This is a genomic window from Synechococcus elongatus PCC 11801, from assembly GCF_003846445.2.
In the GTDB taxonomy this organism is placed as follows: Bacteria; Cyanobacteriota; Cyanobacteriia; order Synechococcales; family Synechococcaceae; genus Synechococcus; species Synechococcus elongatus_A.
Genome location: NZ_CP030139.2, coordinates 2,047,497 through 2,071,398, shown reverse-complemented (window position 1 = coordinate 2,071,398; position 23,902 = coordinate 2,047,497). Strand labels below are relative to the sequence as shown.

At 55.1% G+C, this 23,902-nt stretch carries 25 protein-coding genes; 12 read left to right on the top strand and 13 right to left on the bottom strand.

All coding sequences use genetic code 11. The annotated features are described in order from the left end of the window. Nucleotides 1–238: 238 nt before the first annotated feature. Complete coding sequence (locus tag DOP62_RS10305) at nucleotides 239–1,366, top strand: sodium-dependent bicarbonate transport family permease (protein WP_208675051.1); 1,128 nt, start codon at nucleotides 239–241, stop codon at nucleotides 1,364–1,366. A 297-nt stretch (nucleotides 1,367–1,663) separates the two neighbouring features. Here DOP62_RS10305 and bchM read toward each other — a convergent pair whose 3' ends face one another. Both bchM and nagA read right to left on the bottom strand, forming a co-directional pair. Continuing rightward, nucleotides 1,664–2,356 (bottom strand): magnesium protoporphyrin IX methyltransferase, encoded by a 693-nt coding sequence (gene bchM, locus DOP62_RS10300; protein WP_208675053.1) that lies wholly within the window; start codon nucleotides 2,354–2,356, stop codon nucleotides 1,664–1,666. A 45-nt stretch (nucleotides 2,357–2,401) separates the two neighbouring features. Then, on the bottom strand, nucleotides 2,402–3,616 hold the full coding sequence (gene nagA / locus DOP62_RS10295; RefSeq protein ID WP_208675055.1) for an N-acetylglucosamine-6-phosphate deacetylase: 1,215 nt from the start codon (nucleotides 3,614–3,616) through the stop codon (nucleotides 2,402–2,404). A 66-nt stretch (nucleotides 3,617–3,682) separates the two neighbouring features. On the opposite strand from nagA, the gene purE reads away from it, so the two are divergent. Next, nucleotides 3,683–4,246, top strand: a complete 564-nt coding sequence (gene purE, locus DOP62_RS10290; protein WP_208675057.1) for a 5-(carboxyamino)imidazole ribonucleotide mutase — start codon at nucleotides 3,683–3,685, stop codon at nucleotides 4,244–4,246. A 270-nt stretch (nucleotides 4,247–4,516) separates the two neighbouring features. Next, nucleotides 4,517–6,010, top strand: a complete 1,494-nt coding sequence (locus tag DOP62_RS10285; RefSeq protein ID WP_338429796.1) for an ammonium transporter — start codon at nucleotides 4,517–4,519, stop codon at nucleotides 6,008–6,010. Nucleotides 6,011–6,167: 157 nt separating this feature from the next. Here DOP62_RS10285 and DOP62_RS10280 read toward each other — a convergent pair whose 3' ends face one another. After that, a complete protein-coding gene (locus DOP62_RS10280; protein ID WP_208675059.1) occupies nucleotides 6,168–7,409 on the bottom strand; it encodes an S-layer homology domain-containing protein in 1,242 nt (413 codons plus the stop codon). Between the two features lie 41 nt (nucleotides 7,410–7,450). Further along, entirely contained in the window at nucleotides 7,451–8,134 is a 684-nt protein-coding gene (locus tag DOP62_RS10275) for a hypothetical protein (protein WP_208675061.1), read from the bottom strand. A gap of 35 nt (nucleotides 8,135–8,169) precedes the next feature. On the opposite strand from DOP62_RS10275, the gene DOP62_RS10270 reads away from it, so the two are divergent. Beyond that, nucleotides 8,170–8,358 carry a hypothetical protein gene (locus DOP62_RS10270; protein WP_208675063.1) on the top strand — a complete coding sequence of 63 codons (189 nt, stop codon included), beginning with the start codon at nucleotides 8,170–8,172 and terminating at the stop codon, nucleotides 8,356–8,358. Between the two features lie 104 nt (nucleotides 8,359–8,462). Here DOP62_RS10270 and DOP62_RS10265 read toward each other — a convergent pair whose 3' ends face one another. From DOP62_RS10265 to DOP62_RS10240, 6 genes are all read right to left on the bottom strand, one after another. After that, nucleotides 8,463–9,530, bottom strand: a complete 1,068-nt coding sequence (locus DOP62_RS10265) for an ABC transporter permease (protein WP_261789948.1) — start codon at nucleotides 9,528–9,530, stop codon at nucleotides 8,463–8,465. A 68-nt stretch (nucleotides 9,531–9,598) separates the two neighbouring features. Continuing rightward, nucleotides 9,599–9,901 (bottom strand): 30S ribosomal protein S14, encoded by a 303-nt coding sequence (rpsN, locus tag DOP62_RS10260; protein ID WP_208675065.1) that lies wholly within the window; start codon nucleotides 9,899–9,901, stop codon nucleotides 9,599–9,601. A gap of 29 nt (nucleotides 9,902–9,930) precedes the next feature. Beyond that, complete coding sequence (gene nth, locus DOP62_RS10255; protein WP_208675067.1) at nucleotides 9,931–10,632, bottom strand: endonuclease III; 702 nt, start codon at nucleotides 10,630–10,632, stop codon at nucleotides 9,931–9,933. Further along, nucleotides 10,629–11,723 carry an RIP metalloprotease RseP gene (gene rseP / locus DOP62_RS10250; protein WP_208675069.1) on the bottom strand — a complete coding sequence of 365 codons (1,095 nt, stop codon included), beginning with the start codon at nucleotides 11,721–11,723 and terminating at the stop codon, nucleotides 10,629–10,631. Before rseP ends, nth begins: the two co-directional genes overlap by 4 nt. Nucleotides 11,724–11,768: 45 nt before the next feature. Continuing rightward, nucleotides 11,769–13,055, bottom strand: a complete 1,287-nt coding sequence (gene serS, locus DOP62_RS10245) for a serine--tRNA ligase (protein WP_208675071.1) — start codon at nucleotides 13,053–13,055, stop codon at nucleotides 11,769–11,771. Nucleotides 13,056–13,141: 86 nt separating this feature from the next. Next, on the bottom strand, nucleotides 13,142–13,387 hold the full coding sequence (locus tag DOP62_RS10240; protein WP_208675073.1) for a NifU family protein: 246 nt from the start codon (nucleotides 13,385–13,387) through the stop codon (nucleotides 13,142–13,144). A 398-nt stretch (nucleotides 13,388–13,785) separates the two neighbouring features. Here DOP62_RS10240 and DOP62_RS10235 point away from each other — a divergent pair, with 398 nt between their 5' ends. Then, nucleotides 13,786–14,412: an alpha/beta hydrolase gene (locus DOP62_RS10235; RefSeq protein ID WP_208675075.1), complete on the top strand. Its 627-nt coding sequence runs from the start codon at nucleotides 13,786–13,788 to the stop codon at nucleotides 14,410–14,412. Nucleotides 14,413–14,511: 99 nt separating this feature from the next. Here DOP62_RS10235 and DOP62_RS10230 read toward each other — a convergent pair whose 3' ends face one another. Next, nucleotides 14,512–14,841, bottom strand: a complete 330-nt coding sequence (locus tag DOP62_RS10230) for a DUF3155 domain-containing protein (protein WP_039755863.1) — start codon at nucleotides 14,839–14,841, stop codon at nucleotides 14,512–14,514. A 291-nt stretch (nucleotides 14,842–15,132) separates the two neighbouring features. Here DOP62_RS10230 and DOP62_RS10225 point away from each other — a divergent pair, with 291 nt between their 5' ends. Continuing rightward, complete coding sequence (locus DOP62_RS10225) at nucleotides 15,133–16,353, top strand: GAF domain-containing sensor histidine kinase (RefSeq protein ID WP_208675077.1); 1,221 nt, start codon at nucleotides 15,133–15,135, stop codon at nucleotides 16,351–16,353. On the opposite strand, the gene cobS is transcribed toward DOP62_RS10225, so the two are convergent. After that, nucleotides 16,328–17,083 carry an adenosylcobinamide-GDP ribazoletransferase gene (gene cobS, locus DOP62_RS10220; protein WP_208676820.1) on the bottom strand — a complete coding sequence of 252 codons (756 nt, stop codon included), beginning with the start codon at nucleotides 17,081–17,083 and terminating at the stop codon, nucleotides 16,328–16,330. The two genes, DOP62_RS10225 and cobS, sit on opposite strands and share 26 nt — an antisense overlap. A 28-nt stretch (nucleotides 17,084–17,111) precedes the next feature. On the opposite strand from cobS, the gene tgt reads away from it, so the two are divergent. From tgt to DOP62_RS10205, 3 genes are all read left to right on the top strand, one after another. Beyond that, on the top strand, nucleotides 17,112–18,266 hold the full coding sequence (gene tgt, locus DOP62_RS10215) for a tRNA guanosine(34) transglycosylase Tgt (protein WP_208675078.1): 1,155 nt from the start codon (nucleotides 17,112–17,114) through the stop codon (nucleotides 18,264–18,266). Nucleotides 18,267–18,319: 53 nt separating this feature from the next. Further along, nucleotides 18,320–18,457, top strand: coding sequence for a photosystem II reaction center protein K (locus DOP62_RS10210; RefSeq protein ID WP_208675079.1), 138 nt, complete (start codon nucleotides 18,320–18,322; stop codon nucleotides 18,455–18,457). A gap of 498 nt (nucleotides 18,458–18,955) precedes the next feature. After that, nucleotides 18,956–20,890 carry a beta strand repeat-containing protein gene (locus DOP62_RS10205; RefSeq protein WP_370538785.1) on the top strand — a complete coding sequence of 645 codons (1,935 nt, stop codon included), beginning with the start codon at nucleotides 18,956–18,958 and terminating at the stop codon, nucleotides 20,888–20,890. 82 nt (nucleotides 20,891–20,972) lie between these two features. On the opposite strand, the gene DOP62_RS10200 is transcribed toward DOP62_RS10205, so the two are convergent. Continuing rightward, nucleotides 20,973–21,485: a pentapeptide repeat-containing protein gene (locus tag DOP62_RS10200; RefSeq protein ID WP_208675081.1), complete on the bottom strand. Its 513-nt coding sequence runs from the start codon at nucleotides 21,483–21,485 to the stop codon at nucleotides 20,973–20,975. Between the two features lie 53 nt (nucleotides 21,486–21,538). Here DOP62_RS10200 and DOP62_RS10195 point away from each other — a divergent pair, with 53 nt between their 5' ends. From DOP62_RS10195 to ispE, 3 genes are read left to right on the top strand one after another with little or no spacing between them, the layout of a single operon-like run. Beyond that, complete coding sequence (locus DOP62_RS10195) at nucleotides 21,539–21,967, top strand: YraN family protein (RefSeq protein WP_208675082.1); 429 nt, start codon at nucleotides 21,539–21,541, stop codon at nucleotides 21,965–21,967. 26 nt (nucleotides 21,968–21,993) lie between these two features. Next, nucleotides 21,994–22,833, top strand: a complete 840-nt coding sequence (gene rsmA / locus DOP62_RS10190; RefSeq protein ID WP_208675083.1) for a 16S rRNA (adenine(1518)-N(6)/adenine(1519)-N(6))-dimethyltransferase RsmA — start codon at nucleotides 21,994–21,996, stop codon at nucleotides 22,831–22,833. Further along, on the top strand, nucleotides 22,830–23,765 hold the full coding sequence (ispE, locus tag DOP62_RS10185; RefSeq protein WP_208675085.1) for a 4-(cytidine 5'-diphospho)-2-C-methyl-D-erythritol kinase: 936 nt from the start codon (nucleotides 22,830–22,832) through the stop codon (nucleotides 23,763–23,765). The genes rsmA and ispE overlap by 4 nt, the downstream gene beginning before the upstream one ends. Nucleotides 23,766–23,902 lie beyond the last annotated feature (137 nt).

Sequence of the window (23,902 nt, the reverse complement as noted above, 5' to 3'; positions counted from 1 at the left end):
TAAAAATTTGAGTCTTGATAGACAGGAGTCTATGGGGAAATAAAGGGCCAGAATAGCTGTCACTTTTCAGTCCGCTGTGGAGAGTAATCCTCTCTCAATACCCTGTCAGTAAATCCTTATGTAATGCCTGTGCTATTGGGGTGAAGTCTTTCACCCCTCTTTTCTACTCAATTTTTTTAGGCTCACTGAACACATCACAATCATTGCTCCTCTTCAAGGGAGGCAAAAGGAGGGATTCGTGGATTTTCTGTCCAATTTTTTGATGGACTTCGTTAAGCAGCTGCAGTCGCCAACACTCAGTTTTCTGATTGGTGGGATGGTCATTGCTGCCCTGGGTAGCCAGCTGCAAATTCCGGAGTCGATCTGTAAGATCATCGTCTTCATGCTGCTGATCAAAATCGGTCTGACTGGTGGCATAGCTATCCGCAATTCCAACCTGACAGAGATGATATTGCCTGCCATATTTTCTGTGGCAGTTGGCATTCTCATCGTCTTCATCGCCCGCTACACCTTGGCCAGACTTCCAAAAGTCAAAACGGTCGATGCGATCGCGACAGGAGGGCTATTTGGTGCTGTCAGTGGCTCGACGATGGCTGCGGCACTGACACTCCTTGAAGAGCAAAAAATTCCCTATGAAGCGTGGGCTGGCGCACTTTATCCTTTCATGGATATTCCTGCGCTCGTGACTGCGATTGTGGTCGCCAATATTTATCTCAATAAGAAAAAACGCAAAGAAGCAACCTATGCCGTGGCGCAGGAGTCTTTCAGCAAACAACCTGTTGCAGCAGGCGATTACTCGGATCAGTCAGATTACCCCACCAGCCGGCAAGAGTATTTCAGCAAGCAGCAAGGGTCTGGCAATAACCGAGTCAAGATCTGGCCGATCGTGGAAGAAAGCCTCCAAGGTCCTGCCCTCTCAGCAATGTTGCTCGGCGTAGCACTGGGTCTTTTCGCTCGACCGGAAAGTGTCTACGAAAACTTCTACGATCCCCTCTTCCGCGGCCTGCTTTCCATCTTGATGCTGGTCATGGGGATGGAGGCTTGGTCACGGATTGGTGAACTGCGCAAAGTAGCTCAGTGGTACGTCGTCTACAGCATAATCGCTCCGATTGTGCACGGGTTCATTGCCTTCGGTCTCGGCATGATTGCCCACTACGCTACGGGCTTCAGTATGGGCGGTGTCGTGGTTCTAGCCGTTATCGCGGCTTCTAGCTCAGACATCTCAGGCCCCCCGACTTTGCGCGCTGGTATTCCCTCCGCTAACCCCTCTGCCTATATCGGTGCTTCGACTGCAATCGGGACACCCGTTGCAATCGGGTTGTGTATCCCGCTCTTCCTTGGGCTTGCTCAAACTATCGGCGGCTAATTCGAGATGGTGTATGGTCTGCCGCACTGATGGCAGGCCAACTCCTCTCCTTAGGTCTGTCGATTCCCAGCAACTTGCTGGTCTCACTGCAGCAATCCGCCTTCGTGAATTCGAGGGCGGATTTTTTAATTGGAGCCTCCAGCTCCCACAAGGGTCACAGAAGAACTACAGCAATGGCGAATCTTCTCGCCCATGCCGAGCAGGGAGCTAGGAAAAAGCATGCATCGCTGCGATCGCAGCTAACCAGAAATTCTTGGACTGATCGCCGGATCAGGAAACCTCGCCTGAGCTACCGCACTATGCTGTACGAACGGCTTCGAGCAGCAGCGAGAAATAGAACGGCGCTTTATTGAAGGCGCGGCGTTGCACTTGGAAGCCATTGGCTGCAAGGGCTGCTGCGATCGCGGTTTCGCTGTGTTGGTAAGCCCGCGTGGTTTTGCTGGCACCGGGGAAGAACTGTCCGATGCGCTTCAGCACATTCAAGACGGGTGATTTCGGCGCGAAGCTGACCAAAACCCGTTGTTCCGCCAGGCTACACAGATGGCTGAGCATCTCAGCGGCTTCCGTTTCGGGGTAGTGAATCAGAACATCGAGACAGATGACTGTGTCGTAACGACCTGTGAGAGAAGCTAAATCCGAAACTTCCAGCCGCAGGTTGCTAGCGTCGCCTAGGCTTTGGCTGGCGCGATCGCGCGCTTCCTCGACCATCTTGGCCGAGATGTCACTAGCAAACACAGACTTGGCACCGCGCGCTGCCAAGGGCAAGCTCAAGCTCCCTACCCCGCAGCCTGCATCACAAAAACTGCGATCGCTCACATTGCCGTCGGCTTCAAACCAAGCGAGGACCGTATCAACGGTGCGCTGATGGCCGATGCGGATGTTTTTTTGAACGAAGTTGACCTCGCCATCGCCGTAGATGCGGCTCCAGCGATCGAAGCCCGTGGCGTTGAAATAGTCACGAACGATAGTCTTGTCGTCGAGGGCTGTCATGGCAAGGGCGGCATCTTCGCAGACGATTCTAATATTCCGACCGGCCTAGATCGACGCAGGCGTAGGTAATTCGTCGTTTTCGCACAGCCGCTGCCAAGTTAGTTCACCCGTTTCGGCCTGGTGCCAGCGCAGCAGCTGACAGACGGGGCGAGACAAGTAGAGCAGACGCGGATCCGACCAATCGACCCCTAAGGCGCGCAGGGGCGCTAGGGTCGCTAACGCGATCGCGGTTTCTGGTGTGCAAATTTGCCAACGCACCAGGTTCTGAACGCCTGCCAGTAGCTGCAGGGTTGTACCCGCCAAGGTGCCATCATCCAGTCGACAGGTGCCATCAGTCACCGTAATCTGGCGTTCATCCCAGGGATAGCGACCATCGGGCAACCCCAAGGGAGCTAGGGCATCACTGACGAGAAATAGGCGGCGATCGCCCTCACCAGCCCGCAACAGGAGCTTCAGCATGATCGGGTCGATGTGCTGACCATCGGCAATCACCCCGGCAGCAACGGTATCTGTGGTCAGTGCTGCACCCAAGAGTCCCGGCTGACGGTGATGCAACGGCGGCATGGCGTTGAAGGCGTGGGTCACCATCGTGGCACCCTGCTCAAATGCCGCTTGTGCTTGCTCTGCTGTGGCTTGGGTGTGCCCCAAGCTGACAATCACACCCTGCTGGCGTAACCAAGCGATCGCTTCTCCCGTGGGGTCGAGTTCCGGCGCGAGGGTGACAATTCGAATCTGCGCCAAGCGATCGCCACAGATCTCCGAGAGGACTTCGACAGTTAGCGGTTGCAAATACTCCTGCGGGTGAGCCCCACGCTTCGATTCTGCGAGGCAAGGCCCCTCTAGATGCAACCCCAAAACCTTGGCGTGGCGCGGTTGCAAGGGCTGTGCCATGAAGTCCGCGATTGCCTCAATGGCCTGCCGTAACTGCGCGATCGAACTTGTCACTAAGGTCGGCGTAAAGGCATCGACGCCCTGTTCCCAGAGCAAGCGACAAATCGCTACAAGGCGATCGCGATCGTTGGCTTGCACATCGGGAAAAGCTAACCCCAAAGCACCATTGATCTGAAGATCGACACCGCCCAAAGATAGCCAGTCGCCCTGCAAATCAATCATCCGCAGTTGTGGCGGCGGCAGGCGATCGAAGGTTTGCGACATCGGCTCAATCGACTGCACAATACCGGCAGCATCAAGCCAAAGGCGCTGAACCTCTGCACAGCCCGGAACGCGAATATTCGTCAGCAGGGTAGGAGCAGCGGTCATCGTCGATCTGCACAAACGGTCGACCTAGCAATTGCGGTCGATCGCCCCAATCTTACGCCAGTGACCATGACCTCTTCTGTTCCTGCTTCACCCGCTGCATCTTCTCAGCCTGCTGTCGGCATCATCATGGGCAGCGATTCCGATTTGCCCACCATGCAGGCCGCGATCGCCATTTGCCAGCAATTTGACATTGCCCACGAGGTTGAAATTGTCTCAGCCCACCGCACTCCTCTCCGAATGGTCGAGTATGCCCAAACGGCTCATCAACGCGGCTTGAAAGTGATCATTGCGGGAGCCGGTGGCGCTGCGCATCTGCCGGGAATGGTCGCGGCGCTGACTCCCCTGCCTGTCATTGGAGTTCCGGTTCAGACCCGAACCCTGCAGGGTGTGGACTCGCTCTACTCAATCGTGCAGATGCCTGCTGGGATTCCGGTCGCAACGGTTGCGATCGGCAATGCCACCAATGCCGGGCTTTTAGCTGTCCAAATGCTCGCCAGTCACAATCCTGATCTACTACAAGCCGTGCAAGACTATCGCCAGACCTTGGAGCAAATGGTGCAGGACAAGCAAGCCCGCCTAAGTGCGATCGGTGTGGAGTCCTACCTCGAACAGACTGAGGGTCGCCACTAGGATGCTCAAAGCCGCTATATCAAGAGCCCTCAAGGGGGATCGCACTTAACCCTTTGTTTTTTCTATTGAAACCATAATTATTCTAAATACCTGATTCGAGACCCTTAGGGCGAACTGTTACATCGATTACAAAACAACCTTGAGTCTCGCTGAATGCTTACAGAGACCTCTAAGGATGCTAGACAGCTTGTTGCTCCAGTACAGGGAGCCATCTGTTGAGTCATCCTTTGCCTTTGCTAGATTGACGTGCTGTCAAAGGAGTTGTTCCAAATGCCTCGAGGTGTGGCGCCTGCGTTTGGCGGGCGAAAACCGAAGGGATGGGCGTGGGCCTCCACTGCTGTTCCTGACTTTCAAAGTGGCTTTCTACGCCTAGTTAACCGTTTTCAAGGGTCCAAGCTCTGGCTGGCCTGTGTCCCCTTGGCGACGGTCATTGCGGTTCTTTGGGGCGTCGCCGCTAACGCTCAAGATGCGGCCGAGCCAGTCCCCAGTGCTCAGTTTCTGGTCAATAACCTCTGGCTGATGATCTCCACTGTGTTGGTGATCTTCATGAACGCCGGCTTCGCCATGGTTGAGACCGGTCTTTGCCGCCAAAAAAATGCTGTTAACGTCTTGGCGAAAAACCTGATTGTTTTCACCTTGGCAGCAACGGCTTACTGGATCATCGGCTACTCGCTGATGTACGGCAGTCCTGTGATTGATGGCTTCCTGTACTTCGGAAAAGGTGGCCCGCTCGGTCTTTTCTTTGATTCCACAGTGTCGGCTGAGACGATCAAAAACGATGGTCTTATCCCCTCACTAGACTTTCTGTTCCAAGCCGCATTTGCTGGCACCGCCGCGACGATTGTGTCTGGTGCTGTTGCAGAACGGATCAAGTTTGTTGACTTCATTATCTTCAGCTTGATTCTGACCGCGATCATCTACCCGATTTCCGGCTCGTGGCAGTGGAACGTAGGTTCTGGCTGGCTGAATAAAGCCGGGTTCCTCGACTTTGCAGGTTCTACCGTCGTTCACTCAGTGGGTGGTTGGGCTGCCTTGGTCGGTGCCATCATCCTCGGTCCTCGGATGGGCAAATTCCAAGATGGTCGTCCGGGTGCTCTGCCGGGTCATAACCTTGCGATCGCAACCTTGGGTGCATTGATTCTCTGGATCGGCTGGTACGGCTTTAACGGCGGTTCAGTCTTGGCTTTCAACACCGCTGTTCCCTATGTTGCTGTCACAACAACGCTAGGTGGTGCGGCTGGTGGTATTACAGCCACGATCACTTCTTGGGCAACTTCGGGCAAACCGGACCTGTCGATGGTGATTAACGGCATCTTGGCTGGTTTAGTCGGTGTCACCGCAGGCTGTGATGGCTTTGGCATGGGCGGTTCTTTCATCGCTGGTGCAATTGCTGGGGTTCTCGTTGTCTTCTCCGTCTATACCTTCGAAAACCTCAAAATTGATGACCCGGTCGGTGCTTGCTCTGTCCACCTAGTCTGCGGTGTCTGGGGCACCTTGGCAGTTGGCTTGTTCAACCTCCAAAAAGGCCTTTTCTATGGCCATGGCTTTGCCCAGCTAGGCTCACAGATCCTGGGGATTGTTTCCTACGGTGTTTGGACAGTTGTCGGTAGCGTCATTATCTGGAGTATCCTTAAGGCCCTATTGGGTCTGCGGGTTTCGCCCGAAGAAGAGCTGCAAGGCTTGGATATTGGCGAGCATGGCATGGAAGCTTACTCGGGCTTTGCCAAAGATGCTTCTAACGCTCTGAGCAGCATTTCGGAATAAGTTCTTTCCTGCGCTGTCAATCAGCGAAATCGTCCGCTTCCAGTGGGGGCGGGCGATTTGTTTTCTGTTTACAGATCCTTGGCTGGCAGCAGTCACACAAAAGCGATCGCCCTATTGATGGAGCGATCGCTTTTTTCATCGATGAGTGTAGGGTTGCTTAGCGCGCCGCAAACTCGCTATCGAGGGTCAAGGCTAAGTCGCGATTGGGATCAACAACCAAGAGATCGACATTATTTTTGACCAACAAGCCACTGAGTAAACCGCCGAGTCCCGCGCCTCCAAGGACTTCCAGCACATCAATCCGGCGATCGCCCGTCAAGCCACTGATCACCGCAGCAGCGGCAGCCCCCACCGCAGTGCCCGTGAGAATATTCCCGAGGTTTGCGCCCCGCTGCACTGTTTCCACATCCGTAATAATTTCGGAGCGGGCGTTGAGAGAGCGGGTCTGCCCATTTGGCAGCACAAGCGTCCGAGCGACAAATTGCGTTCCAGGTTGGTTGCCCAGATTCGCTGGCCGCAGTTCCCCATTGATCTGACTCCCGCGGGGAATGACAAGACTGCCCGATCGCGTCAGGTCTTGAGACACCGTCAGGGTGATCGGAACCGTTTCCCCCGGCGCAAGAAGTACCCGCTCCGCGGCATCGTAGCGAACCGGAATCAGGCTGCCCGGGGGTAAGGCAGCGTTTGAGCTGGGAATGACCGGAATCGTGTTCTGACCGACAATGTAGGGCGAGTTAACCTGAGCCACTTGGCCATTGTTGGCTAGCGACTGGTAGAGGAAGGCCGCCACCTCTGCACGAGTAGCCGAACGATTGGGATTGAGGAACTGTGGGTCTGGATAGTTGACCACGAGGTTACGCTCAGTCACCGCAGCCACGCGATCGCGGGCATAGTCAGGAATCGAGCTGCTATCCGCAAAAACGCTGAGGGTGCTGTTAATGTCCGAACGCGGTGTCAAGTTCAGGCCAGAGCCGAGCGAGACCAAGGCTTGAACCCTGGGAATGCTCTGCTCCGGTTGAAAGCGGTTGCCCGTATAGCCACTCATAAAACCGCGACTGTAGGCAGAGTCGATCGCAGTGCGGGCCCAGTAGTTACCCGGGACATCGCTGAAATTTTGGGGCGATCGTTGGCTACTGACGGTGAAAGCCTTGTCCAACATGGCTGCAAACTGAGCCCGACTGACAGGTTCATTGGGTCGGAAGCTGCCATCAGGGAAACCACTGATCACGCCACGACTGGCTAAGGCTTCCACAAAGGGCTGTGCCCAATAACCAGCAGAGACATCCGTAAAGCGGCTCGATTGTGCCCAGGCAGCAGGACTCAAGGTCAGGGCGAGTGCACTACCACTGCTACCGATGAAGAGGAGGGAGGCAAAACCGGCTTTTAATGCTTGAGACATGAGAAATGCTCCAGTGAAGGGAGAAGTGAAAGGTAGGAAGGTTAGCGGAAGGTCAGATCGGACAGCAGCTCTAAGTCGAGATCGCTGGAATCGAGAACGATGATTTGGGAATTGCCACCCCGCAGTGCATCGTCAAAGCTGCGATCGATGGCGCCGTTGTAGCCAGGCAAATTGTTTAAGAGGGTTCGCGCTGCGCCGGTAATCAGAACGGTGCTGAGGTCAGGCCGACCAAAGGACGGTTCGCTAAAGATCAAGCCAGAGTGAGCCCGCATCGGAAAAATCCCGCCGTTGGGCAAGATCAGGCGATCGCTAACAAAGCGCAGACCACGGCCATCAGGACGCAGTTGGCCAACAATCCGGCTATTGCGGGGGATCAGAATCCGACCGCGGTTGTCGAAGATATCGCGCGCTAAGCGACCTTCGAGGGGCAATACTTCGCCTCGCCGCAGCACAATGCGATCGCGGCCAGGGAAGAACAAGTTCATGCGACTCCCGGATCGCAGAAAGCGTCGATCGACGACGGGAATGGGAATGCGGCGACGGTCAAACCGTTCGGAGCGATCCCAGCGCTCAAGGCAGGCACGACGATTCCCTTGGCCGGGGCGATCGCAGCGATCCCAACCCTTGCCGGGTCCTGCAGCCGCAGGCTGTAGCTGTACTTCGAGCAGGGTACCACCAGCTAAACAGGCAGCAAGTGCGAGTCCACAAGTCCGTGCAAAAGTCATAGTGCAGGAGCAATTGATGACAACAGGAATGCTCCTTGGGACGCGATCGCAGATCGAATGTTCCGGCGATCGCCGGCAGAAATAAAGAAACAAATAAAACTTTTAGTCTTGACCAACCAAAACACAAAATCCTTATTGAGACAGGACTTTTAGGAATTTTAAAAATTAGAATAGAAGCCACAAAATCAAAAATTTTAGCTTTAGCAACACTTGTGACAGTCTAAAAACCGGCTGAAAATAACGACTCAATCAATGCAGAAAATAGGCCAGTTATACAACTGTCTTAGTCGTGACAGATGGCTGGGATAAAGGGGCAAGCCACTCCGTATTACTGATGGGGGTCAAGGCGATCGCGCAAACCATCGCCCACTAAGTTGAAAGCCAACACCACCACCACAATCAGAACCGCAGGCGGCCAAATCAGCCAAGGATTAAGCAGCAGCATTGATGCATTGGTTGCCAGCGAGAGCATGTTGCCCCAAGACGGATCGGGCTGCTGAATCCCCAAGCCGACGAGACTCAACACCGATTCCGCCACGATAAAACTCGGAACCGCCAGTGTCGCGGCAATGATCACGTAGGTCAGCGTCTGCGGCAGTACATGGCGAACCAGTAGATAGAGCTTGCTGCCCCCCATCACTTGTGCAGCCTGGACGTACTCCCGTTCGCGTAGCGAGAGCACTTGTCCGCGAATCACCCGCGCCAACCCTGCCCAGTTGACCAATGAAGTGATCGCCACAATCAGCAAAAAGCGCTGGGCACTACTTAATCCTGGCGGCAAGACGGCTGCCAGCGCCACCAGGAGATAGAGACTGGGAATGGTCATCAGGACTTCCACCAGCCGCATGATCGCTGCATCGACCCAGCCGCCCCAATAGCCCGCAATGCCGCCAACCAAAACACCGAGGGGAAATGTGAGCAGTACCCCGACTAGCCCCACACTCAGGCTGATGCGACTGCCATAGAGAAGTCGACTAAACTGGTCGCGACCTTGATCGTCAGTTCCGAGTAGATACAGCTTGCCAGGGCCATTGGTGCCGAATAGATGGCGATCGCCCTTCCAGCCCAGCAATTGGTAGGAGTCGCCCACCACCCACAGCCGCAGCGGTGAGGGTGCGTTCCAGTTCGTGATGAGTTCGCGCTGCCCTGTTTTGAGATCGATTGGGCCTTGGCGGACTGGATAGACATGGGGTCCAATCCATTGGCCTTGGCGATCGCGCCAATAAATTTGACTGGGGGGAAGCAATGCCGCATCGGCCTGCGAGGCATAGGGATCGTAGGGTGCGATCCAGTTAGCACCCAAGGCACCGAGGTAGAGCAGGAGCAAAATTGTCAGACCCCAGCGGGTTAGGGAGCCGGCAAATCGCGATCGCTTGGCAGCCATAAGATCCTGCATCCCAACAAAAAGGGAGCCCAGTGGGCTCCCTTTTGACTTTAAGACTTGAATTGAGCGATCGCGGCTGTCTACCAGCTCGACTTCACGACGCCCGGCAGAAGTCCTTGGTGAGCCATCTCCCGCAGGACGTTGCGGCACAGGCCGAAATCACGGTAGTAGCCACGGGGACGACCGGTTGCCCAGCAACGGTTGCGCACGCGAGTGGGAGCGCTGTTACGCGGCAACTGTTGTAGCTTGCGGTGCAGCTCCAGACGTTCCGACTGGGTGGTAGCAGCCTCGAATTGGGCTTTCAACGCTTCACGCTTGGCCGCGTATTTCTCGACTAGTTTCTTGCGCTTGCGGTCGCGCTCGACCATCGCTTTTTTCGCCATTAGCTTGCCTTAAAAAGATGCTCAGGAATTTAGACAGCATTCTCCATAATACCAGAGGCCTTTCTACCCGTCCGCTGCGATCGCTTGAAGGTGGTGCAGTGAAGCGCTAGGGTACAGCGATCGCAGGCAGGCTTGCGGGCATCACAGACGGCACGACCATGGTAGACCAGCCGAATCGACCAGTTCTCCCAGTCGGGCTGGGGCAGCAACTTCATCAAGTCCTGCTCGATCTTGACCGGATCGTCATGGGTTGTGAAGCCGAGGCGATTCGCCAGCCGTTTGACGTGGGTATCGACGGTGACGCCAGCGTTAATTCCAAAGGCATGGGCAAGGACAACGTTGGCAGTTTTGCGTGCTACGCCTGCGAGGGTCAGCAACTCAGGCATCGATCGCGGCACTTCTCCGTCATAGACTTCGACAATCCGCCGGCAGGCCGCATGAATGTTCTTGGCTTTGTTGCGATAGAAGCCGGTGGAACGAATCAGTTCCTCAATCTCGCGCACATCTGCTGCCGCAAAGGCCGGTGCATCGGGGAAGCGAGCAAACAGGGCTGGCGTCACCACGTTGACGCGGGCATCGGTGCATTGCGCTGAAAGAACCGTCGCTACCAACAGTTGCAGCGGCGTTTCAAAGTCCAACGAGCAGGGCGCTTCAGGATAGAGCTGTTTCAGCTCAGCCAGAACAGCCAGCGCCCGCTGCTTTTTGGAGAGTCTGGGAGGAGTTGAGGTCACTGTTGCAAGAACTGTTGAACCCAAGCTAGTTGCGTCGTGTCACGCACAATCAGGACGATGCCCAGCCCCAAGAGCAGCATCAGACCCGTTTGCATCACGCCTTCTTGCAACTTCTGGGGCAGGGGGCGACCGCGCAGCGCTTCAATCAACAGGAAGAACAGTTGGCCACCATCCAGTGCTGGCAGCGGCAGGATGTTGATCACAGCGAGGTTGACGCTGATCAAGGCTGCAAAGAAGAAGAGGTTGCCGGAATCACTCGCCGCAATGTTGGCTCCCCATTCCACGATTTTGACGGGGCCCGAAACTTGACCCGCTGTCTCTTGGAAGTTGGTCACCAATTGACCAAAACCTTGAATGGTGCGGCGGACAATTTCTTCAAATTGCTGAGAAGCAAGCCGTAGCACTTCGCCGGGGCCATTGGGTCGCCGGTAGTTAATTTGGCCATTGGGTGCCAGTTGCACGCCAATGCGACCCTGACCTTCAGGGCTGCGCTCAGGTACCAGCGTCAGTTGCAGCTCCGTCCCATTCCGCTTCACCGTGATCGGAATCGTCTGCTCAGGGCTGGTCTTGATGATTTGGATGAAATCTTTGACGGTGGTTTCACCGCTGCCGAGGGCTTGTCCGCTGCTGGCTGTGATCACGTCGCCCGCTTGCAAGCCTGCGATCGCGGCTGGTGTTTTCTCCCCCATCACCTGTGGCACGACGATGCCGGGCTGGGGCTGCAGCGATTGGGGAATGCCCACAATCGCGACCTGTGTCACCAAGATTACGAACGCGAAGATCAGGTTGGCGATGACCCCAGCACTGATCACAATGGCGCGATCGAGGACTGGCCGGTTGCGCATCAAGTTGGGATCGCGCGGGTCGATTGTGCTGTCGGGATCATCATCGGGAAAGCCGACGTAGCCACCCAAAGGAAACGCGCGCAAGGCATATTCCGTTTCTTTGCCCTGATAGCGCAGCAGGACAGGGCCAAAACCGATCGAAAAGCGGTTGGCATAGATGCCTTGCCAGCGCGCCGCCAAAAAGTGACCGGCTTCATGCACGACAATCAGCAGCGCTAAGACAGCGATCGCAGCCAAAACCGACATGCGCAATCCTTCAAGGGTCAACCGCTCTATTCTGGCACCGGCGCTCTAGGGCCGACCAATCACCGTTTGGCGTAGGTAGGGCTGCAGCGCTTCGGGGACTCGCACGCTGCCATCCGGTTGCTGATAGTTTTCCAGCACCGCCGCCATCGTCCGACCCACCGCAAGACCAGAGCCGTTGAGCGTGTGGACGAATTGGGTGCCCTTTTGACCGGCTTCTTTAAAGCGGATATTGGCACGCCGGGCTTGGAAGTCACCGCAGTTAGAACAGCTAGAAATTTCGCGGTAGCGACCTGCTGAGGGCAACCAGACCTCAATGTCGTAGGTTTTTTGCGCCGAGAAACCCATATCGCCAGTGCAGAGTTCGATCGTGCGGTAGGGCAGTTCCAGCGCCTGAAGGATGGCCTCCGCATCTGCCAGCAGCTGTTGGTGTGCTGCATCCGAGTGATCGGGATGGACGAATTGGTACAGCTCAACTTTGTTGAACTGGTGCAGGCGAATCAGTCCGCGGGTGTCGCGACCATAGCTACCTGCTTCCCGCCGGAAGCAAGGTGTGTAGGCGCAATAACGCAGCGGCAGTTGATCAGCGCTGAGGATTTCGTCGCGGTAGAGGCTGGTCAGTGGCACTTCTGCGGTGGGAATCAGCCAAAGATCGTCGCGATCGCAGCGGAAACTTTCTTCGGAGAACTTGGGAAGTTGACCGGAAGCTGTGAGCGAGGTGCTGTTGACTAAGTAGGGCGGGGCAACTTCTGTGTAACCAGCTGCTGTTTGGCGATCGAGCATGAAAGCAATCAGTGCCCGTTCCAATGCCGCACCTGCGCCTAGCAAGGTGACGAAGCGACTTTGGGCAATGCGAGTCGATCGCTCGAAATCAAACAGTCCCAGCCGCTCGCCAATTTCCCAATGCGGTGCAAACTCACCCTCACGGATGCGATCGTCACCCCAGCGATGAATCTCGCGGTTGTCGTCCTCGCTGCTACCGAGCGGAACACTTTCGTCGGGTAAATTCGGCAACGTCAGCAGCGTACTCTCTAGCTCACTGCGCACCTGACGTTCTTGCTGTTCTAGATCAGCAATTTGTTGTTTGAGCTGGTTGCCTTCCTCGCGCAGGGCAGCAATTTCTTCACTTTTCGGGTCTGCGCCTTCGCGCATTTTTTGCCCGACGGTACGGCCAATTTCATTGCTACGGGCTTGCAGTTGGGTGCGTTCCTGCTCCCACTGACGGACCTGCCGGTCAAGATTCAATAGCGGCTGGATGTCGTAGCCGGAGTGACGGCGATCGAGGAGAGCTTGGGTCGCCTCAGGATTTTCACGCAGCAAACGAAGGTCGAGCACCGGTTCAGCAGGAATGCATCTAGCGCAAACAGTTGCGCCTCACTCAGCATACTGGGGCGACGGTGCTCGACTGAATTGGGGAGACCCTAGAAGACTTGTTCGACTTCAGAAATTTCAGGAATCGCTTCGCGCAGCTTGCGCTCAATGCCCATGCGCAGAGTCATGGTCGAGCTGGGGCAAGAACCACAAGCGCCATTTAGGCGCAGCTTGACGATCGGGCCATCCAACTCAACGAGTTCGACGTTGCCACCATCAGCAATCAAGTAGGGGCGCAGCTCATCCAATACGGTTTCTACGTTTTCAGGCGTCAGCGCCAAAGTCTCTGTAGCCATGCCATCTCGGAAGGTTCAACTACCCGCCATTGTGACGCAGGCCGCGATCGCTTGGCTGTTCCTTCGGTTGGCGAGTCGCTTGAAAAGTTTTAAAGGTGAGGATTGAAGAGCAGCGATCGCGCTCTGAGCATTCCTTCATGGGCAAGAAAGTCCCTGCTTTTGCCAATCTCACATTTCGTTGAAGAATCTGGATCTTCCAAGGAATCCTCAGCCAGACTGCAAATAGCTCAGACTTCTCCACCCACCCGAAAGCAGGAGAAGCTGTTTTTCGGCCTCCAGCGATCGCTGGAGGCTCTTCCTTATAAGAGACTGCGCAACTTCATTACCAATACCTGCACTGCAGCTCAGCGTTCGGCTTGCGAGAATAGCGAAACCTGACTGGAAGCCAAGGAATGACCATGACGCTCACTGCTCGCCATCGTCCAGCGATTGCGCCTGTCGCTGGACAAGTGGTGTTGCTGCATGGCTTCGGGGCGAATGCAGAGGATCTTTTGGGCTTGGATGCCGAATTTGCTCGGCCCGACCTTGATCTTTGGTCAGTGGAAGCGCCGCTACCCTGTCCAGGAACAGAGGCCGGTCGGATGTGGTACGACCTCATGCAAACAGATTGGCCGGGGTTACCCGAAGCGATCGCCGCGCTCCAAGACTGGCTGCAAGCACTGCCTGATCAGAATGGACAACCGCTCTCAAAAACCTTGCTGCTTGGCTTTTCTCAAGGCGCTGCCATGACCCTGGAGATGGGTGCACGCTTGCCCGTAAAAGGACTGATGGTCTGTAGTGGCTATTGGCATCCGACCTTGAGGTGGCCTGACACCCAGTCACTGACAGCGTTTGTAACTCACGGCACGATCGATCCAGTGGTGCCGTTTGAAGCCAGCGAAGAAATCCACCGACGGCTCCAAGCCGCAGGCTGCCAGAGTCAGCTTTTACCCACTCAAAGTGGCCACTGGATCGATCGCCCTGCGATCGCGGCACTGCGCGACTTTTTGAATCAACAACTGCCGCCCCACGTTACTGAGCCTTAAGGATGTAATCCTGAATTAGCTAAACAAAAAGCGTAGAAATCACTAAAGATCCCTACGCTTTGGAGAACAACTGTTCTGCTACAGCCTTTGGTTGTTGAGCTAGCAGGTTGCGAGCATCGGCTCTTCTTCGTCTTCGTACTCTTCTTCCTCTTCGAGAAGAGCCCGCAGACTTGGGAACAAGAAATGGTTCTCTTCCACATACTGAGCGCCAAACAGGCCTTTCTCGGCCCAGAAGTAGCGATCGGTAGTGTGCTCGTTCCGCTTGACAAGAAGCAAAGCCGGCGGCGCAATTTTTTCAGAGTGGATAAAGTTGCGGGCGGCTGTGACGGGCTTGTCGTCACCACTGTCGATGCTATATTGAGGCACCAAGTCGAGAATTTTACGTCCTTCTAGACGCCGCCGACTTTTCCGTTTCCGTCTTCTCGCCACGACTTTACCCCCTCGGTTCGGCCGATCTTGCACGTTACCCAGAGCCCTAGGCAGTCCAAAAAAGACTGAACGCTCTGTAATTGTCAATACAAAATTAACTTCCATCATATAGATAGTGCTGGGGTCGCACAAGCAGAGCGTTACAGTCCGTATCAGTTCTGTCATTTTTGTGCAACTCTGTGGGGATCGCTCGCCCATTCAGCTTTTCAGTTGTCTTGGACTCACTAGGCTGAGGCCGAAGGCTCGCGTTAGGCTTGGCACAGCTCCGTCTTAGATTGATGGGGATTGTGCATGACAACCGGGGTCGAATTTTCGCGGCTTTGCCAAGCGCAGCTTGAATTGCTGAGCCATGCGCTCGGTGCAAGTTTGAGTGCGGTCTACCTGGTCGATCCCCAGGCTCAAGATTCGGCAACGATGTTGGTGCCGATCGCGCTTTATCCTGTTACGGCTCAGCCTTCGCTGGTGCCAGCGCGAGACAGTCGCGAACCAACGGCCGCAACCAAGCTTGTGCCCCCCATCGATCAGTTCATGCGGTCTTCGGAGGCAGGCGAACTGTCTTATCAGCGTTGGATTCCATTGCGCCAAGGGGAGCAAGTGCTGGGGCTATTAGTGACGCGTCGCGACGATCGCGACTGGACGGAGTCTGAAGCCCTGCAGCTCGAACAGATTGCCGACACCCTTGCCTTGGGACGATCGCTCGATCAGAAAAATCAATTACTGCAACAGCAACTCCAGCATCGTGACTATTGGCAGTTGCAGGAACAGGATCGGATGGAAATCCTGCTACACCAAATTAAAAATCCTTTAACTGCACTGCGTACCTTTGCCAAACTCTTGCTGCGCCGGATGCAGCCGGAGGAACGTAATCATCAACTGGCAGCAAGTTTGCTGCGCGAGAGCGATCGCTTGTCCGATCTATTAGCTCTCCTCAGTCATCCATCCTCAGCTGCCCCAGCCGCAACGCTACCCAGTGCTAACCCACTGTTATTGAATGCTGCAGCGACTCAGATTCCTACTGAAGTGGCGGAGTATCTGCCGCTGTTAATCGAACGGACGGTTGCGCTCGCTCAGGAAAAAGGGCTGGATTTTGAAGTCCAAGATTGGCAATCAGTGCCACCGGTGTTGGCTCCAGCCAGCACTCTTCTGGAAGTACTCGGTAATCTGTTGGAAAATGCCTGCAAATACACGCCAGTGGCGGGTCGGGTCGGTCTGAATTGGGCTGCCATTGGTGGAACCGCGATCGCCTTTTGCATATGGGATGACGGCCCCCAGATTCCGGCGGAAGACTTACCGTATCTCTTCGATCGCAACTTTCGCGGTGTTCAAAGCAATGGCTCGATTCCGGGGAGTGGCTTGGGTCTAGCGATCGCCCGTGATCTCAGTCAGTCTGTGGGCGGTGAGTTGCGTTGCTATAGCCCTGCAGCTCAGTATCAGCCGGATTTGCCCGCAACCGGAGCTGCTTTTGTTCTGACGGTACCAGTCTGGACTAAGCCTGACCGATCGTCAGGCTGACCCAAATTAGAGCTTCCGTCCATTCCACGATCGCGCCGTAGGTGTCGCCAGTTTGGCCCCCCAGTTTTTTCTGCAACCATGCTCCTGTTGTCCAAGTCCAAAACAGGCCGATCGCAAGAAGTTGCAGCGCAACTGTCAGGGATTGAAGTCGAGCGATCGCGCTAATTCCAATCAGTAAGGCGATCGCCCCTGGGAGTAAATCGATCGCGCCGCGCCCCGTCTGTTTATGGATCGCGCCCTTGCCCTCCGCTTTGAGGTAGGGATATCGGACGATCGCCAGCACTTGCGCCCAGCGTCCCCAGACTGGAATCAGCAGAATCAAGAGCGATCGTGGTGCGGGAAGGTAGCAAAGAGCGAGGGTTTTGAGGCTGATAATCGCGATCGCGGCGATCGCTCCGAATGCACCGGTACGACTGTCACTCATCACCTCCAGTCGGCGATCGGGGTTGGGAACCGCCAGACCATCTGCTGTATCCATCGCCCCATCCAGATGCAATCCGCCGGTTAGGGCGATCGCCAACAAAACGATCAGCAGACTTCGTAGCGGCAACGGTAATTGAGCCACAGCTAAGAGGCGATCGCTGACGGTCAAAATCAGTCCCAGCATCACGCCCACGATCGGAGCCCAGCGGCTCATACCGGCAAACTGTGTCGGCCAGCGTTGAGGGAGCGGCAGCACCGTGTAGAAAAGGATGGCAGCGTTCAGCTCTGCCCAGAGTTGCCGGATCATTTCAGGAAGCGCCAGCTGCGGCGATAGCATGGATCGGCAGTGCGCGGTGGCTTCATTGACAGCGTTTCAGTTCCAAATCGATCGACAGTGCAGCCAAACTCGTGGCCGAGCTTGCAGCTTCCACACGCCCCACGGGATTGTTGAAACCCCGCGCTTTATGCCAGTGGGTACGTTGGCTACGGTCAAAACTGTAACGCCTGCCCAACTGAGCGAGACCGGCGCCCAAATGGTGCTGTCCAATACCTACCACCTGCATTTGCAGCCGGGTGAAAACATTGTCGCCAAGGCGGGCGGACTGCACCGCTTCATGAATTGGTCAGGGCCGATGCTGACTGATTCCGGTGGCTTTCAGGTTTTCAGCCTCAGTGAGTTGCGCAAGATTGAAGAGCGCGGCGTCACCTTTCGATCGCCCCGCGATGGCGCGGTGATTGAGTTCACCCCCGAGCGATCGATTCGCATTCAAAATGCACTGGGGGCCGATGTGATCATGGCCTTCGATGAATGTCCGCCCTATCCGGCGGAGCGCAAGGATGTCGAAGCAGCGGTGGCGCGGACCTATCGCTGGCTGGAACGCTGCATTACTGCCCATGAACGACCGCAGGATCAAGCTCTGTTTGGTATTGTCCAAGGCGGCGTCTATCTCGATCTGCGGCAACAGGCGGCACGAGATCTGGTGCAGCTTGACCTGCCGGGCTATGCGATCGGTGGCGTCAGTGTGGGTGAACCCTCCGAAGAAATTCACCGCATCGTGGAAGCAACTGCACCACTGTTGCCCGCCCATAAGCCCCGCTACTTGATGGGCGTGGGGACTTACCGCGAAATGGTGCAGGCGATCGCTTCTGGGATTGATCTGTTTGACTGTGTAATCCCAACCCGCTTGGCTCGCCATGGTGCTGCCCTAGTCAAAGGCGATCGCTGGAATCTGAAGAATGCTCAGTTCCGCGAAGACTTCCGGCCGCTCGATGAAGACTGCTCTTGCTACTGCTGCCAAAACTTCAGCCGTGCTTACCTCAACCACCTGATTCGATCGCGGGAAATTCTCGGCTACACCCTGCTCTCGATCCACAACATTACCGAGCTAGTGCGCTTCACGACTCGGATTCGCGAGGCGATTCTCAGCGATCGCTTCGTCGAAGAGTTTGGTCATTGGTTACAGCCATCCGCAGTGCCGGTAGCGCCGTGATAGCATTCAAAACAACTGAGTCGAGTCCTGCGTTCAGAGAAGGGAGTCCCACAATGGAAGCTGCATTGCTCTTGGCAAAACTGCCGGAAGCCTACCAACTCTTCGATCCCTTGGTGGATGTTCTGCCCGTGATTCCGGTGTTCTTCCTCTTGCTCGCCTTCGTTTGGCAAGCAGCAGTCGGCTTCCGCTAAGACTCAACACACAAGCTTCATGCGATCGGGGAGGTGGCAATGCCATCTCCCCACTTTTGTGCGCCTTATTTAAGTATCTAGGTATCTAGAGCAATAGTTTTTCTCAATTAACTTAGGGCAATTAACGCCATAGACCACTGATTCTTTCAAGCAAGTGGCGTACCACTCTTGTCGCCTTCACTACAACACACTCTCCCTGTATTAGCACTGTCCCGATTAAGGTAATAGCTGCCACAACTAGTCCTGATGAGTTCTGGCTCTCCCAGTCTTCAATCGGTCAATCATTCACAAGCTTGGGATTGGGATTACATGCATCCACTGAACCAGGATGAACGTATCTCTTTTGGAGCGATTAACTGTCGTAGCCTAGGAGATACTGACCATGACCCTACTACACAACTTATGACTTTTCAGGTCTAGATAAAATGCATCCATTCAACTCAGTTGTCCGTATTCCTACCAAAGGCTCAACTTTCCGTAGGTTAGAAGGACTAACTCATGAGTTTGCTAAACACTGTTACAGGCGGTTCAGGTCGCAACGGTCTCTTACCCGGTGTCGTTAATACAGTCACAGGTACAGTTAACGGTGCTCTAGACGGTAACCCAAATACTGGTGTTGTCCCTGATGTCCTCGGTGTAGTTGGTGGCGTACTCTCCCCAGGAACAAGTACCCCGGGCACAGGCAACCCAAATACTGGCAACGGTCTCCTACCCGGTGTCGTTAATACAGTCACAGGTACAGTTAACGGTGCTCTAGACGGTAACCCAAATACTGGTGTTGTCCCTGATGTCCTCGGTGTAGTTGGTGGCGTACTCTCCCCAGGAACAAGTACCCCGGGCACAGGCAACCCAAATACTGGCAACGGTCTCCTACCCGGTGTCGTTAATACAGTCACAGGTACAGTTAACGGTGCTCTAGACGGTAACCCAAATACTGGTGTTGTCCCTGATGTCCTCGGTGTAGTTGGTGGCGTACTCTCCCCAGGAACAAGTACCCCGGGCACAGGCAACCCAGGCACAGGCAACCCAGGCACAGGTAACCCGGGCACAGGTAACCCAGGCACAGGCAACCCGGGCACAGGTAACCCGGGCACAGGCAACCCAGGCACAGGCAACCCAGGCACAGGCAACCCAGGCACAGGCAACCCGGGCACAGGCAACCCGGGCACAGGCAACCCGGGCACAGGTAACCCAGGCACAGGTAACCCAGGCACAGGTAACCCAGGCACAGGTAACCCAGGCACAGGTAACCCAGGCACAGGTAACCCAGGCACAGGTAACCCAGGCACAGGTAACCCAGGCACAGGCAACCCGGGCACAAGCCTAGACTTTCGTGACTATCAGGACTTAGTTGCAGAGTTAGCTGCTACAGATAGTCAGCTAGGTGCATGGCGTAATGGACTGACACCACTCTCTGGCAAGCCCAACCCTGATCAGGCATCAATCCAAGCCCAACGACTTTACATTGGCTACTACAATCGAGCTGCTGATGCTGGCGGGCAACAGTTCTGGGTTAGTCGTTTAATTACTAGCTCAGATATTGGTCGAGCAAGCCGTGATTTTGCAAATCTACCTGAAGCTCAAGCTTTATACCCTATTTTAGCTAATCCTAATGCTGCTTCTGATGAGGCAATTGCATCCTTCATAAATAGCGTTTTTCGAAATGTTTTTAATCGAGACGTTGATCCAGTAGGCGCTAGTTTCTTCCTACAGCGTTTTAAAGAACTCCGAAATTCTCCAATTCAAGGGCGAGTAGGAGAAATTGTCACTCAAATTCTAGATGGAGCGATCGGAAGTGATGCAGCAATTTTGACTCAGAAGGTTGCCCTAGCAAATGCCTACACAGATAGTTTGATTTTGTCTAACACTCCTTACAATCCTGAGTTTGGACAAAATGGCATCTTCTCTACTCTCGAGGCGGGTGCATCAACCACTGAGGCACTAAATGTCGCCAAAATTGTCGGCCAGGGGAAAGCACCTTTCCTTGACGGAACAATAGGGAGCGACACACTCACCAGTTTTGGAGGATCAACTATTGTCAATTTTGGTAATGACACTGCTACGGACAAGCTCATTTTTACGAGTCTGGCAAGAAGTGGTGACCTCGTACAGTTATTTCGTACCCAGGATATCCTTGCAATTCAAAGTTCTGGCTTTATTGGTGCTCCATTACCCACTTCGGATCCAATTACCAGCAGTGTGACAAGCGCCATCAATACTGCCAATACGATTTTGGTTGACATTCGCAATAATCTGAATAATGCGAATTTCAACAATGTACGCTTTGCCTTCGACTTGAGTAGCGGTTCTTTCCTTTACGATGCAGACGGCAATTTTGGCAGCACATCTGACCAAGTTACCCTAGCTCAGCTAGATGGTTTCTCAACAAGTAGCATCAATCTAACGGCAGCTAATTTTGATTTCATCGTTTAGTTAATTACTAGGAATTTTTTGCTTATAAAAGCCTTCTCAATGTGAGAAGGCTTTTATCTTGAAGATTTTGTCACCAAGTTCACTAAGGGCAGTCCAAAGTCTCACGGGTCGCTCGCCCTGTCTTGGAGTTGATACCTTTTGCTACCTGACAGAGCAGGTTTTGTGCATCTTCTCGCATCAAGACATCGGTGAAATCCGCACCGGTAATCTTGGCACCTTGGAAGAGGGTATTGAAAGCATATGCCCCTTCCAAAATGGCGTCTGTCAAGTCTGTGTTGGTCATCCGTGCTTGGTCAAGAATTGTGTTACTCAGGTTCGCACCATGCAGATCAACACTTTCCAAGTTCGCACCATAAAAACGAACCCCAACTAGCACCGAGTTGCTAAAGTCACTACTGCGCAGATTCGCTTTCGTAAAGTTGGCGTCGCTGAGATCGCGATTGGAAAAATCGGACTCAATCAGGATTTCCTTAGTGAAATCGAGGGCGATCGCGGGTGGGGCAATCCAACTCCAGGCGAGACCAGCGATCGCGATGAGGAGTAGGCTGCGACAACAGTGTCGCCAGAGCGTGTGCAAGGACAAAATCACGGGCATTCTGAGCAGAACGCTGCAATAGTTCCAGCCTAACGGCACGGAGGGCAGACCCGATGCAGGTCATTGATCTTCCACTCGATCGCGCAGGTGAGGCATTAGTCGCTGCTTGGTGCCGCGATCGGCGGGTGGAGGTTCTGGCGGAACGCTGGCATTGTCGCTGGGGCGAACTCGACTTGGTCGCTCAAGAAGAGTCGGCTTTACGCTTCATTGAGGTCAAAACCCGACGACAGACTGGCTGGGATCAGTCCGGGTTACTGGCGATCGGCCTGGCTAAACAACGCTGCCTCAGTCGGGCTGCTGCTTGCTATCTCGCCAGCCTAGGGGATGATGCAGCCGCTGCTTGTCGCTTTGATGTTGCGCTGGTTCGCTATCGGCGCGAACCCTCAGCCGATGCTGTCAAGGTCGCCGCTTGGGGGCAAGGCTATCTGGAACTCTGGTGCTATCTGCCCGATGCCTTTAGCGCCGTCGAGTCAGGCTGGTAGGATTGCGGCTGATTCACTCCTGATCCATGCCTGCTCGCAAACGCTTTGGTCAACATTGGCTCCGCAGCGAAGCCATCCTCGATCGCATTGTGGCGGCCGCTGAGTTTCAGCCGGGCGATCGCGTTTTGGAAATTGGCCCTGGGCGGGGGGCACTGACCCAACGGTTACTCGCCGCAGTCGATGGATTAGTCGCAGTTGAACTCGATCGCGACCTGATCGGTCAGTTGCAACGGCGCTTTGGTGAGGCCGAAAACTTTTGCCTGTTGGAAGGTGACTTCTTGCAGCTCGATTGGGCCGCTGCGATCGCCGATCAGCCGCGCTTTGCCAACCCCACTAAGGTTGTTGCCAACATTCCTTACAACATCACGGGCCCGATTCTGCAGTCGTTGCTGGGCACGATCGCTAAGCCCCGACAACCGGCCTTTGAACGCCTTGTCCTGCTGGTGCAGCAAGAAGTCGCCGATCGCCTCTGTGCCACTCCGGGTCAACGCGCCTACGGTGCACTGTCGGTGCGGGTGCAGTATCTGGCCGACTGTGAGCGGGTCTGCGCCGTGCCACCCAAGAGCTTCTCACCACCGCCCAAGGTTCAATCCACGGTCATTTGCCTGAAGCCACGACCTTGGCCGCAGGTCTGTGGCAATCCAGCTCGACTGGAAAAACTGCTCAACCAAGGCTTCAGTGCCAAGCGCAAAATGCTTCGCAATAACCTCAAGTCGCTCTACAGCAGCGAGCAAATTGAAGCAGCGTTTGCCGCTCATCAGATTGCGCCCGAGGCCCGAGCCGAAACCCTGAGCATTGATCAGTGGATTGGCCTCTGTACCGATCTGGGCGATCCTACAGACAGCGCCGTTGATCCCCTCGCATGAAGACTCTGACGCTGGTAGCTCCAGCCAAAATCAATCTCTATTTGGAAATTTTGGGCGATCGCCCTGACGGTTTCCATGAGCTAGCGATGGTGATGCAGAGCATTACCTTGGGCGATCGTCTTCACCTACGGCCGCGATCGGGGCATGGGTTTCAGCTCAGCTGCGATCGCGCTGACTTGGAAGTGGATGAGCGCAATCTGATCCTCAAAGCTGCGCAGCGGTTGCAGCGATCGTTTCCGCAACTCGGTGGGGTTGAATTTTTTCTGGAGAAGCGGATCCCGATCGGAGCGGGGCTAGCTGGTGGCTCGACCGACGGAGCAGCCGCGCTGGTAGGGCTCGATCTTTTTAGTCATCTGGGACTGACTCAGCCCGAACTAGAGGCGATCGCAGCAGAACTCGGCTCGGATATGCCCTTCTGCATTGCGGGTGCCACCCAGCTTTGTACGGGTCGCGGCGAACAGTTGACGCCCTTGCCGCCTCTGCCTGAGTTGCCGATTGTGTTGGCCAAGTTTGAAAGCCTGTCCGTTTCAACACCCTGGGCTTACGGTCGCTACCGCGAGCAGTTTGGCGATCGCTATCTACAAACTGAATCCGCACGCCGCGATCGCCTGCAAGCCCTGCATGCCGGTCCACTCCTGCAAGCGATGAGTGCTGGTGATCCAGTTGCGATCGCCCAGCATCTCCGCAACGATCTCGAAGCTGTGGTCTTGCCGGAATACCCCCAAGTGGCGCAACTGCGAGCTGTTCTGGGCGACTGTGCCGGTATCCTCGCCGCCCAAATGTCCGGTTCTGGTCCCAGCGTCTTTGGGATTGCTGAAAGTCCTGCAGCTGCTCAAGCAGCGGTTGAACAGGTCCGGGAAGCGATCGCTGATCCCGACCTCAAACTATGGGCTACCACAACTGTTAGCCACGGCATTCAAACCGAGGTATAGCTGCCGCTTGCGCGGGCGATCGCCCCTGAGTTGGATACCCTCCGATCTCGGATAATGACAAGTGCATTGTGGCTAGCTGTCGTCTTTTGCAACGACTGAAAGACTTTGCAAGCCATGAAGGGCTGGAATTGTAACCA

Excerpts from the sequence above, each read along its gene's own strand:
- DOP62_RS10235 (WP_208675075.1), top strand. The coding sequence starts at position 13,786 with ATGACGCTCACTGCTCGCCATCGTCCAGCGATTGCGCCTGTCGCTGGA.
- DOP62_RS10205 (WP_370538785.1), top strand. The coding sequence starts at position 18,956 with ATGAGTTTGCTAAACACTGTTACAGGCGGTTCAGGTCGCAACGGTCTC.
- nagA (WP_208675055.1), bottom strand. The coding sequence starts at position 3,616 with ATGACCGCTGCTCCTACCCTGCTGACGAATATTCGCGTTCCGGGCTGT.
- DOP62_RS10200 (WP_208675081.1), bottom strand. The coding sequence starts at position 21,485 with ATGCCCGTGATTTTGTCCTTGCACACGCTCTGGCGACACTGTTGTCGC.
- purE (WP_208675057.1), top strand. The coding sequence starts at position 3,683 with ATGACCTCTTCTGTTCCTGCTTCACCCGCTGCATCTTCTCAGCCTGCT.
- DOP62_RS10210 (WP_208675079.1), top strand. The coding sequence starts at position 18,320 with ATGGAAGCTGCATTGCTCTTGGCAAAACTGCCGGAAGCCTACCAACTC.
- DOP62_RS10285 (WP_338429796.1), top strand. The coding sequence starts at position 4,517 with ATGCCTCGAGGTGTGGCGCCTGCGTTTGGCGGGCGAAAACCGAAGGGA.
- DOP62_RS10240 (WP_208675073.1), bottom strand. The coding sequence starts at position 13,387 with ATGGCTACAGAGACTTTGGCGCTGACGCCTGAAAACGTAGAAACCGTA.
- rpsN (WP_208675065.1), bottom strand. The coding sequence starts at position 9,901 with ATGGCGAAAAAAGCGATGGTCGAGCGCGACCGCAAGCGCAAGAAACTA.
- DOP62_RS10225 (WP_208675077.1), top strand. The coding sequence starts at position 15,133 with ATGACAACCGGGGTCGAATTTTCGCGGCTTTGCCAAGCGCAGCTTGAA.
- ispE (WP_208675085.1), top strand. The coding sequence starts at position 22,830 with ATGAAGACTCTGACGCTGGTAGCTCCAGCCAAAATCAATCTCTATTTG.
- rsmA (WP_208675083.1), top strand. The coding sequence starts at position 21,994 with ATGCCTGCTCGCAAACGCTTTGGTCAACATTGGCTCCGCAGCGAAGCC.
- rseP (WP_208675069.1), bottom strand. The coding sequence starts at position 11,723 with ATGTCGGTTTTGGCTGCGATCGCTGTCTTAGCGCTGCTGATTGTCGTG.
- cobS (WP_208676820.1), bottom strand. The coding sequence starts at position 17,083 with ATGATCCGGCAACTCTGGGCAGAGCTGAACGCTGCCATCCTTTTCTAC.
- tgt (WP_208675078.1), top strand. The coding sequence starts at position 17,112 with ATGGATCGGCAGTGCGCGGTGGCTTCATTGACAGCGTTTCAGTTCCAA.
- DOP62_RS10265 (WP_261789948.1), bottom strand. The coding sequence starts at position 9,530 with ATGCAGGATCTTATGGCTGCCAAGCGATCGCGATTTGCCGGCTCCCTA.
- DOP62_RS10195 (WP_208675082.1), top strand. The coding sequence starts at position 21,539 with ATGCAGGTCATTGATCTTCCACTCGATCGCGCAGGTGAGGCATTAGTC.
- bchM (WP_208675053.1), bottom strand. The coding sequence starts at position 2,356 with ATGACAGCCCTCGACGACAAGACTATCGTTCGTGACTATTTCAACGCC.
- DOP62_RS10280 (WP_208675059.1), bottom strand. The coding sequence starts at position 7,409 with ATGTCTCAAGCATTAAAAGCCGGTTTTGCCTCCCTCCTCTTCATCGGT.
- DOP62_RS10275 (WP_208675061.1), bottom strand. The coding sequence starts at position 8,134 with ATGACTTTTGCACGGACTTGTGGACTCGCACTTGCTGCCTGTTTAGCT.